9 protein-coding genes are annotated in these 11,119 nt (G+C 27.7%); 1 reads left to right on the forward strand and 8 read right to left on the reverse strand.

Going from position 1 to position 11,119, the window contains the following annotated elements; all coding sequences use genetic code 11:
- Nucleotides 1-240: 240 nt before the first annotated feature.
- The 3 genes from Q0V15_RS09020 to Q0V15_RS09030 all read right to left on the reverse strand — a co-directional run bounded on the left by Q0V15_RS09020 (nt 241) and on the right by Q0V15_RS09030 (nt 4,137).
- Nucleotides 241-873, reverse strand: a complete 633-nt coding sequence (locus Q0V15_RS09020) for a DUF488 family protein (protein ID WP_297438178.1) — start codon at nt 871-873, stop codon at nt 241-243.
- A gap of 101 nt (nt 874-974) precedes the next feature.
- Nucleotides 975-2,072: an iron-containing alcohol dehydrogenase family protein gene (locus Q0V15_RS09025; RefSeq protein WP_297438180.1), complete on the reverse strand. Its 1,098-nt coding sequence runs from the start codon at nt 2,070-2,072 to the stop codon at nt 975-977.
- A 79-nt stretch (nt 2,073-2,151) separates the two neighbouring features.
- Nucleotides 2,152-4,137 carry a hypothetical protein gene (locus Q0V15_RS09030; protein WP_297438182.1) on the reverse strand — a complete coding sequence of 662 codons (1,986 nt, stop codon included), beginning with the start codon at nt 4,135-4,137 and terminating at the stop codon, nt 2,152-2,154.
- Between the two features lie 344 nt (nt 4,138-4,481).
- Here Q0V15_RS09030 and Q0V15_RS09035 point away from each other — a divergent pair, with 344 nt between their 5' ends.
- Nucleotides 4,482-5,828: an MATE family efflux transporter gene (locus tag Q0V15_RS09035; protein ID WP_297438184.1), complete on the forward strand. Its 1,347-nt coding sequence runs from the start codon at nt 4,482-4,484 to the stop codon at nt 5,826-5,828.
- A gap of 41 nt (nt 5,829-5,869) precedes the next feature.
- Here Q0V15_RS09035 and Q0V15_RS09040 read toward each other — a convergent pair whose 3' ends face one another.
- From Q0V15_RS09040 to Q0V15_RS09060, 5 genes are all read right to left on the reverse strand, one after another.
- Entirely contained in the window at nt 5,870-7,462 is a 1,593-nt protein-coding gene (locus tag Q0V15_RS09040; protein WP_297438187.1) for a PQQ-binding-like beta-propeller repeat protein, read from the reverse strand.
- Between the two features lie 180 nt (nt 7,463-7,642).
- The gene (locus tag Q0V15_RS09045) at nt 7,643-9,757 is read right to left on the reverse strand and encodes a DUF11 domain-containing protein (RefSeq protein WP_297438189.1); all 2,115 of its coding nucleotides are present in this window, start codon (nt 9,755-9,757) and stop codon (nt 7,643-7,645) included.
- A gap of 180 nt (nt 9,758-9,937) precedes the next feature.
- Nucleotides 9,938-10,141, reverse strand: a complete 204-nt coding sequence (locus Q0V15_RS09050; RefSeq protein WP_297438191.1) for a (2Fe-2S)-binding protein — start codon at nt 10,139-10,141, stop codon at nt 9,938-9,940.
- Nucleotides 10,142-10,298: 157 nt separating this feature from the next.
- The gene (locus Q0V15_RS09055) at nt 10,299-10,481 is read right to left on the reverse strand and encodes a (2Fe-2S)-binding protein (RefSeq protein WP_297438193.1); all 183 of its coding nucleotides are present in this window, start codon (nt 10,479-10,481) and stop codon (nt 10,299-10,301) included.
- Nucleotides 10,482-10,624: 143 nt separating this feature from the next.
- Nucleotides 10,625-11,119 (reverse strand): hypothetical protein (locus Q0V15_RS09060; RefSeq protein WP_297438195.1); only part of this gene is annotated, 495 nt, incomplete at its 5' end.

Below are 11,119 nucleotides of genomic sequence, written 5' to 3' on the forward strand. Positions count from 1 at the left end.
CTAATCTAGCTAATATTCTCATTTTGGGTAAAAAAAATTAATCCCCTCTTTTTATGAGTAGTTCCTATAAGTTGTCCGCGTTTCTCTTATTTCTCTATATAATACACTCTTATTTTATAAGTGTCAATATTTTTACAACTTTTTATTATTCAAACAAATTATAATAAAAAACATATAAGATTGCATGTTTCTATTATAATTCGCCAAATAAACTATTATTGGTATTTAACTTTTTATATCTTAATTATAATGTTTCTTTTTATCTATACCTTCAGTCCTATTCCCTATATCTCTATTTGCAAATTTATATCCCTCTTCCACCATTTCTTCTCTTGATTTTGAATTTCCAAGAAGTGAATCCAAAGTTAACTGATGCCTATTTGGAAAATACTTATCAAGTAAGCACTCTTCTATGTATTCTTGATTTCCAAGTCCACCTTCATGTAAAATATATTTAACATCTATTCCTTGTCTATCTAAAACTCTTCCAATCAAAATACTTCTATGACATCTTATCTGATCTTGCATAGCTCCAAGAAGTGCTATTTTATATCCTTTTTTAATACCTACTTTTATTCTCTCTATACCATTTATAAATATTTCTTCATCTTTTACTTTTTCAAAATCTGCATATACTTTATTGGTATATGACTCTCTACTCTGCCTTTTAGCACCAAACTCATGCCCCATATATATGTAAATAAATCCTGCTTCCTTTATTGTAATTTCAAATATTTCTTTATTATATTGTGTATTATACACAGAGTAAGGAGTTTCTCTCATATCAATGACTACATTTATATTATGCTCTTTTAACATACTTACAAGTTTTTCAAATGTATAATTAGAATGTCCTATCACAAAAATCTCCATAATCGCTCCTTTTCATTTGTTTAAAATCTTAAAATCATTATAAAGGAAAAAAGGTAGATTTTCATCTACCTTTTTAATATTTCATCTCTATTTTTTCTATATTACTTTATTAAACTCTTTTTATAAATATTATATATATTCTCTTCTGTTATATCTTCTGGATGATTTTTAACTTTAGCTTTATTAGCTATAAAAGCACTAGCCCATTCTTTAATTTCTTCTTCTGTAACTTCTATATCAACTTTTGAAAGTACTTCTATTATTTCTTCAAACTCTGTATATGAACTAAGTCCCAAGAACTTATATATGTTATATACTCTAGCTTTATTTTTAAATACTCTTAAATATTCTTTATATAAACATACATTAGCTAGTCCATGTGGCACATTTTTAAAATATGTTAAGTTATATCCCATTCCATGTGGAAGTGATGTAGCTGTATGAGCTATTATTGTTCCCGCTACATTTGAAGCTAAAAGTAAATTTTCTCTATCTTCTAAGCTTATATCACCATTTAAAAGTGATGGTATTGCTTTTCCCCATATATTTAAAGCTTTTTCACATAATGTATCAATAATTATATTTGAATTTACATTTAAATATCCTTCTACTATATGTGATAATGCATCAATAGCTGTATTTCTACTAACATCTAAATTCATTCCCATCATATACTTAGCATCACATAATGATAAAACTGGGAAAATTTCTTGCCCAAGATTCTTTTTTGTCCTATCATTATGGTCAGTTAAAATTGAATACTGTGTTGTTTCTGTTCCAGTTCCAGCTGTTGTTGGAACTGCAACTATATCTATTGATTCAAGTTTTTTACTTGTAAATAAAGTTTCTCTTGTTAGTTCTCTATTTTTAATCATAACCCCAATAGCTTTAGCTGCATCTATTGGTGAACCTCCACCAATCCCTACAATAAAATCTACATTTTCAGCTCTACCAAGTTCACTAGCTAAACAAACAGTTTCAACTGATGGATTTTCTTCAACTTTATCAAAAACAATATATTCTATATCTTCTTTTTCAAGCGCTACTTTAACATCATCTAAAGAACCATTTTGCTTTGATGAATATTTACCTGTAACTATAAGTGCTTTTTTTCCTAACCCTTTAAATTCTTTTGAATTTTCAATAACAACATCTCTATTTATTAAAACCTTTGTTGGCATATAAAATTTAAAACTCATTTTAATATCATTCTCCCTTACGTCTTTCTACTTGTAATTATAACCTATCTTTATTTTATAAAAAACCTTAGAATTTTACCTAGCTATATAAATCTTCTTCATTTAGCATTAAATGTCCACTTTGTATATAATTATTATAATCATATACACTTCCTGCTTTTCCTATAATTATTTTATTATTTGGTTTTAAAACACTTTCAAAAACTTTATATTCTTGTCCTTTTATATCCTTATTTTCTACAAATTTAACTTCATTAGTTTGCAATGATTTTTTAGCTATAGTTTCTATACTTTCTTTAGTTAAAATTTTTGAAACTGCATTCTCATATTCTTCTTTAGATATTTTTATAGCATTTACTTTTTTACCATCAATTTTAAACCCTTTATCACTTATCATTTCTATACTTGCTACATTATCATACTTTAAATCTCCAAATAATTTATGCCCACTATCAGTTTTGGCCACTGCTATTTTAGCTTTGTCATAGCTAGTGTCAACTAATTCATATTTATAATATTCCATATTTGAATTATATTTTTTCCCATCAAGAGTTTTTTCAGATATAACCTTCAATCCTCCCATACTCCCTGCCTGAAGTTCTATATATTCAACCTTATATCCATTATCAATTTTCCAATATCCATCTAAATACGCATCATCTAAATGCAATGTATCAGTCATACCATCATTTTCTAGTATAGTATCATATTTACTCATATCAACATTTAACTTTTGTACCTGTGCATCTTCAATAATATTAAGATTATTACCATCTCTATAAGCTATGTTTCCATTTAACATATAAAGTATATGAACATCCTTTGCTACAAGTTTATTCCCTATATAAATTTCATAAGCAACATTATGAATAAACTTATTATTATTTGCTTGAGATTCTGACTTATAATAAATAACTTGTCCTTTTTGAGAACCTACATAATTAACTTTATCATTTAATTTTTCTATCTCACCATCTTTGGTTATTTTACAAAGCTCTGAATCATTTCCAACAATAGCATAGATACTTCCATCTAAATCAATTGCTTTATATTGCATTTTAATATACTCACTTTTAAGTAATACTCTACTTTCACTTGGACTCTTTATATTAGTTTCTATAAGTTCATGCTCTAACTTATTTCCATTTTTAATATCCTTTGTATAAATAATGTTATCATCTATTACTTGAATATCACTAACATCACTAGATATAAGTATAGGCTCTGAATCTTTACTTTTAATATAAAGCTGCTTAGTATTACTATTTTCGCCATTATACGTATAGTAAATAAGACTTCCATCTTTATATGCTGTTGTATAAAGCTCTTTTGCTTTTCCACTAAAGTTAGTTATCCTTTTAGAATCAACTATTTTTTCACCTGTTTCAAGATTATAATAAGTTATCTCTCCATTACTTGAAAGTAATATAACTTCATTACCACTCTTCTTAGATGTGTACATTTGTCCTATAATTTCTTCCTTCTTAGTTTTCCTATCATATGAAATTAACTCATCTTTTAAATTTGTCCCAAGAACTCTCTTATCATTTGAGTATAAAACTGTATCCATATTACTTAAAACAATCTTTGGAAATACCTTTCCATCAACCCTTGGATTAACCTCAACTATTGATTTTACTATATTACCATTATTATCTTTACTTACTTCTTCATAATAAATATATCCATCAATACATTCTATACTATGTAAAAACTCCTTACTTATAGTTCCTACAACCTTTTCACTTCTATCTTTATTAACAACAACTAAGTTATAATCTTTTTTACTTGTGCTATCTTCTTGCACTAAAAGAAATGCTCCTTCATTATTTAAAGTATAAACTTCATCAAGTGCTGTCTGTCCAAGTTCTATAACTTTACTATTATTTAAAACTGATACCTCACTATAAGGCGTATCCTTCTCATTTTTCAAGAAAAATAAATATTCTTTATTATTTACTGCATTATCCACTTTGTTTGTTCTACTTGAATATACTGCAAGGAAAATTAATACTGCTATAATAATTGCTACTACTCCACTAACTATAACTATCTTCTTCTTCATTATGTCACTTCCTTTAAAGTAATTTTATATTTAAAGTTTGACAACTGGCCTCCATATTTTGTTAATTTTATATTAACTTTATATATCATGCTATTATTTGTATTATAAAATAAATTTAATGAAAACGAAGTCATTTATACTTATATGTTTTTTTCTCATATCTTTTCTTCCTTATACTAACTAACTTACTGATTTAAATGATTTTATTTGAATTATTTATATTTATAAATTATCCCTCTATACTCTACTAATGCTATAATAAAAATACTTGCTTTTATTTGTATAACCCCTACTTTAAATATATTTTATTTGAAAACTTTCAAAATATTATAGGAGATTTTAAAATGTTAGATAAAAAAGAAGAACTATTAACTGCAAAAGAAGGAAGCCTTCTTTTAAAATACATACTTCCATCAGTAGGTGGAATGCTTGGACTATCACTTTGTATTCTATGTGATGCAATGTTTATTGGTCAAAAATTTGGTGCTCTTGGAGTTGCAGCACTAAACATAACTTATCCTGTATATAGTCTTATGACTGCTCTATACCTAATGCTTGGAGTTGGTGGTGCAACACTTATCGGCATCTATATGGGGCAAAAAAATTATAAATCTATAAATAAAATATTTACCACATCAATAATCGGTATAATAGTTTTATATATATTTTTCTTAATTGCTAGAACATTTTTTATGGATGATATAGTTAGCATAATTGGCGCATCTGAAAAAACTTTTGCTTATACTAAAAGCTACCTTGATGTAATAATGATTTTTAGTGGACCCTATATGATACTTGGTGCTATGAATGTTTTCATAAGAAATGATAGTAATCCTAAACTTGCTATGATGTCAGTTATTATGACTAATATAGTAAATATAGTTTTAGATTATGTTTTTCTCTTTATATGTGGCTATGGAATATGGGGTGTGGCACTTGCAACTTCTCTAGGACAAATAGCTGGGCTTATTGTTTTATCAGCTCATTTTATAAAAAAGAAAAATACTTTCCATTTTCATACTAAAAGTTTTGATTTTAAATTTTTATTTAAAATTAGTAAAATAGGTATACCAAGCTTTATATCATCTCTAACAACAGGTGTAGTAATTATTGCATTTAACTTTGTTAGTTATAATTTACTTGGCAATGTAGGGCTTTCAGCATATGGTGTTGTTAATAATATAGCAGTAAGTTTTCTTGCTATATTTAGTGGACTCGCTCAAGGTGTACAACCTCTTGTTAGTATCAACTTTGGTGCAAAAAATCATAATAGAGTTGTAAGGTTTATAAAATTATCACGAGTAATAGCATTCCTAGTTGGTGCATCTATGTTTATTATTGCATTCTTATTCCCAGTTCAAATTATACATATATTTGCAACTGGGGATGCTTTATTTATGCATCAAGCAACTGTTGGAATGATAATTTACTTTGCCTCATTTATGCTTGCCGGAGTAAATGTTCTAAATATAGCTGCGATTCAAGCTATTGGAGAATTTAAAATTTCAACAACACTTTCTCTGCTTAGAGGTTTTGTTTATATGCTTATCTTCCTTTTCATCCTATCAAAATCATTCGGAATGATGGGACTTTGGGTAACAATGCCTGTAGTTGAGATTGCTACATCACTTTCTTTAATAGGTATTGAAATCTACTTAAAAAAAGTAAAACAAACAAGAATTTTTGGGTAATAAAAAAGACTTAGCATTTTGAATTTGCTAAGTCTTTTATCTTATTCTATTTCAAGCCCATAGATACTCCCACCTCTTGTTGCTACTACTACAGTATCATTAAACATTGCAGGTGATGCTTCTATATTCGCATTTAAAGTTATCTGATCTAATACCTGTCCTGTTTTCCCTTCTATCAAAAACATATTCCCAATTGAATCACCTTGAAGTATATATCCCTTTCCATCTTTATTATAAAAATCTACTGGAGATGACCATGCATAATTATCTAATTTGTTTTCCCACTTAATTTCTCCTGTTGCTTTATCAAGTGCAACTAAAAGTCCACTATTAAAGCCATCATACCTTGATAATGAAAATATAACTAAATCATCAATATCATTTTTCCCAACAACAGGTGTAGATAGCATTCCTCCATTTACAGGACTAGCCCCAAGAAGTGATTCACATTCAAATTCCTTTTCCCATATAACCTTTCCTGTAATAGCATCAATCTTCTTAATATAACTAAATCCTACACTTCCCTGCTTATCAACTTCACTACCTGAATATATATAAGGTTTATCTCCTTCTACATCAATTACTAATGTTGCATCAGTATCATCCATCCCATTGACTTGCCATACTGGTTTCATATTATTCAAATCTATACAATTTATATAGCCTTTATTATCAGCAAAAAATCCAAGATTAGCATATGTTGCCATAGAACTCTCAACTCCAGCATATCCCCTTGCATCATAAATATATTTACCTACACTTGGCTCAATATCTATAGTATTTTTTTCTTTATCATACTTTGTATTAAGTTTAATCTTATAGATGATTCCATTTTCACCGGGAACTATAACACTATCAGTATCTCCACTAACTATAGCACTTGAATCAAAAGCTCCCCATCCTCTTGGTGCATCTGGATCATTTGAAACTTCATATAACTTCTCCCCATCAATTAAACTATAAATATTAAAGCCAATTGCAGAGCTTTCATTAATACCTTCTCCAACATATAGAAGCGGTATCCCTCTTGGGTCAATACTTAAACTTCCCTTTATAGGATTACCAACATTTATAGACTCTCTAGTTTCTTCTCCTGTACTTGCATCTAAGAAATATATCTTACCATCGAGTGAAGCTTGTATAACTTCAACCCCACCTTCTTTATCCTTAAACTCTTGTGTCATATTCATTCCTTGCTTCACATCATTTGGCCATTTTACCAGAGCAGATTGACCAGTCCAACCTGCACCTCCACCCCAACTACTAGATGATGTCGTAAAATTCCACTTCTCAGATATTTTTTCTTTTTCAATCTTTGAAATACCATAACTTGGAGCATCTCTAAAATTATTTCCTCTAAAAGTTAAAACACCTTCAAGTTCTTCACTATACTTTTCAGTAAATAAAATATCATCTTCAATAACATTAACATGTCTATAAGTAAGTTCCTCTGGCTTTAAATACTCTAAATCTTGTGTTTTTATATCTAACACTTTAATATTTTCAATATTTTCCTCAAGTTCCACCTTTGCAACTTCTTCTTTACCATCTAAAACTTCTTCATTACTAGATACTCCACAGCCTGTAAATAAAGTCATTATACAAATTAAACATAAAATAGCTTTCTTTTTCATTTATATCCCCCCAAAAAAAAACTATGCTAAACCATATATATAAGTATATGATTTAGCATAGTATAAATATTTAATTTTAATATTTATTAAAATCTTTCATAATTATACTTAACAATATACAAATTTTACCATTTATATTGTTTTCTTACAATTATTATTTTTAATTTCACCTAAGCAATTTTAAAATACGACTTTAGCATTAATAATAGTAGCTATATTTACAAATAAAATTCTCTCATCTATTAATTTATGATATAAATTTTCTAAAATCCCCTCAACTTCAATTTTACTTCCAAGATTATATCCTCTTGGTAAAACAATAAACGTACTAAAAGGAATCCTATATCTAGCTGAATGAACCATTCTCCTTAAATTATTTTCAGTATATTCTATTATAACTTCAATATCACCATTGATAACCAGCTTATAACCAGTTAAATACTGCCCTTCATTTGATATTGTTTCTGCTGTTTTTACTATATGATAATTTTCTATTTTTATATTACTATTTATTTTATTAATAGATTCAATCTCTGGTTTTGATGTTTCTATATTTAAATATGATTCTACTGTTAGCTGTTTAAAATTTGATATCCCCATATCAAATGAATTAACCTCTTCTCCAACTGTTGAAACTCTCCGTGTCCCAATATATCCATTTTCTAATATATAATTATATGAAACATCAACGCCTGTTTCCTTTGTAACACTACATGGATTACCAATAATATTTACTGCATACTCCACCTCAACTGATTCTAATGATTTTAATATACCTATATTTATCCCATTTTTTAAATTTATATTATTTATTGCTTGTCCATTTAAACTAAAACTGCCTTTTATAAATTCTAAATATTGTGGAATTTCATCTTTAACAAGCACATTACTAGCTGTAATACCTGTATTATTTATAATTTTAATCTTATATTTTATCTCATCTCTTAAAACTACAAACTTTTTATCTGAGGTCTTTTTTATCTTAATATCTACAACCTTTGACTTCACTATAATATCATCAGTTTTTATATAAACTATTTCTTCTTTATTATCTTTACTTCCTCTATAAAAAAATTGTATAGTATCCCTTGTTTTTATTTCTCCTTCATCTATCACAATCGCTTTATATTTTACTACCATCTTAGCCCCTGCATTTAAAATCCCTATTTCTATACCAGATATAATACTTGCCTCTTCTTCCTCTATTTCATTAATCTCAACTGTTCCTTCTATAAATTCAATTTTTTTATTTAACCAATTAACAATATTAATATTATAAATATCAATATCTCCTGTATTTTCAATGCTTATTGTATACTGAACCTCTTCTGAAACTATTACATATTCTTTATCTATGTTTGTATTTATAATAATACTTGGCTTATTATCATCTATCACTTCTTCTATAATTTCTATATTTTCAACTATATGTTCTTTCTCTATAACTTCTATACTTTCTTCTTTTATAGCTGTTGCTATTTCCTCTAAATCATCTTTATATTCGTGTCTTAAAAATTTTTCTACCTTACTACTCTCTATTTTTTTCTCTTGATATATATTATTCAAATACATACTAGCATCTTCACTTTCTTTAGCTATACTATTTATAACTATATGTTTAGGATTTATGTCATTAATTATATATATTTTCTTTGTATTCTTTCTAACTGCATAAAACTTATTATTCCTATCAAAATAAGAAATCATATAATCTGCTGCTGGTAGCCTTACATCATTAATAGATTCAACTATACCAGTAACTGGGCTTATCATCTTTATATTTCCACCATCATTAACGCCATATAAATTGCCATCTTTTATACTATAGTCCCAATCAAGACCATTAAAATTAGGTCCTCTAAGTTCCATTCCAACACTATCTCTATCAACATTATAATTATCTCTTGGCAGAACTAAATAATTATAAGTTTCAGACATCTCATTACTTAAATCAATAGTATAATATTTTCTGCTACTAATACTTTTGATATATAAATAACCATTTTTATCAATTGTGCTAATTTCATAATTTCCATCCACTAAATTTGGTAATACCTCAGCAAGACAATCAACAATCCCATCTAAAGTAATCTTATAAATCACTTTTGGAAAACCACTACTAACCCCATATATAAAGCCATCTTTTTTGCTATAAGTAACTGTACTAACATCAATTTCCACAGTTAAATTTATAATCCTTACCTTACCTGTACTAAGATTTATTTCTTGTAACTCACTATTATTAGTTTCTGATATTCTATAAACTATATCTCTTTGCTCAAACGCATCTCTCATTCTAAACTCATCTCCCCCTATATTTTTCTTCTCCTTTTACAAGCATTACAAAATTTAATTAGGCAATCACTAACATTTCTATTATCTATAATATTAATCCATCTCCATATTTGTGATAAAAAAAAGAAACCATTTTAAACAAATGATTTCTCTTAAAACAAATATATAAACTATATTTTTCTATTTATATTCTTCTAATATTTTTTCTATTCTACCACTACATCCACCGCAGCCTTTATTACTTGCCCCAGTATCAGCCTTAACATCTGCAAGTGTACTAGCACCATTTTTAATTGATTCTATAACATCATTTTTTGTAACTTTACTACAACCACAAACATAGCCTGTTGAAGCAGGTCCAAGTGTACCTATAACTTTTGCCATAATACAAACACCTCCTGTATTTAAATGAATATCTTATATGCCCTATTTTATCACAGACTATCTATTTTTTATACTCCAAAAATTGATTATCATAATACCATTTGTATTAAACCTAAAAAAGCATTAGAAACTCTATAATTCCTAATGCTAATAATTCTTAATTTTCTTCAATCAACTTTTTAACTTGAAGTCTACATCCATAACAGCCATATGCATTAGCTCCTGTTTCTTCTTTAACTCCTTCTAAAGTATCAGCACCATTTTTAATAGCTTCAACAATTGTTTTTTCTGAAACCTTCTTGCATCTACAAACTATTTTTTCATTGTTTATACTCGTCAAAATTAACATCTCCTTTTAAATAATAAATCTACTCTAGCTAACTCTTCTCAAAATTTAGCATTAGATATTATCATTGTACTAAAAGTGCATGCCAAAACTATTACAGTAATACCTTTAATTTAACTTCTTCCCTTCTTATTCTACTAAACTTTATAAGTTAAACCATCATGCAACGCTTTCCACTCTCCACTTGTTAAATCTCTACCTAAAAACAAATAGTTATAAACATCCTCGGTTTCTTCATATTCTACAATAAGAATATCTTCATTTGCATATCCATCTGCCACACCTTTATCTTCATCATCATAAATTGCATTCGCTCTTGGGTCTATACAGATATTAAAGTTTATTTTCTTAAGTCCCTCATTATCATTTTTATCTATTCCAAGTTTTTCAGCAATATATGCTATTGCTACTGTATACATTTTATCAAACTCTTCTCTACTTAATAATTCTGGCATATTTTCTGTTTGTCCTGGAAAACCTACACTACTAGCTGAAACTCCCATTTCATTACCATTTTCTATCTTACCAAGATCTTTTGCCATCTTTCTTCTTTCAGCTAACATTTTATCTAATTCAGTATTTTTTTGATCTTCTGGTAATCTCTCCACCTCATCAGCACTTATCTCTTGCTC

It is taken from the genome of uncultured Clostridium sp., assembly GCF_947036855.1.
Taxonomy (GTDB): Bacteria; Bacillota; Clostridia; order Clostridiales; family Clostridiaceae; genus Sarcina.

Excerpts from the sequence above, each read along its gene's own strand:
- Q0V15_RS09025 (WP_297438180.1), bottom strand. The coding sequence starts at position 2,072 with ATGAGTTTTAAATTTTATATGCCAACAAAGGTTTTAATAAATAGAGAT.
- Q0V15_RS09045 (WP_297438189.1), bottom strand. The coding sequence starts at position 9,757 with ATGAGAGATGCGTTTGAGCAAAGAGATATAGTTTATAGAATATCAGAA.
- Q0V15_RS09035 (WP_297438184.1), top strand. The coding sequence starts at position 4,482 with ATGTTAGATAAAAAAGAAGAACTATTAACTGCAAAAGAAGGAAGCCTT.
- Q0V15_RS09040 (WP_297438187.1), bottom strand. The coding sequence starts at position 7,462 with ATGAAAAAGAAAGCTATTTTATGTTTAATTTGTATAATGACTTTATTT.
- Q0V15_RS09020 (WP_297438178.1), bottom strand. The coding sequence starts at position 873 with ATGGAGATTTTTGTGATAGGACATTCTAATTATACATTTGAAAAACTT.
- Q0V15_RS09050 (WP_297438191.1), bottom strand. The coding sequence starts at position 10,141 with ATGGCAAAAGTTATAGGTACACTTGGACCTGCTTCAACAGGCTATGTT.
- Q0V15_RS09030 (WP_297438182.1), bottom strand. The coding sequence starts at position 4,137 with ATGAAGAAGAAGATAGTTATAGTTAGTGGAGTAGTAGCAATTATTATA.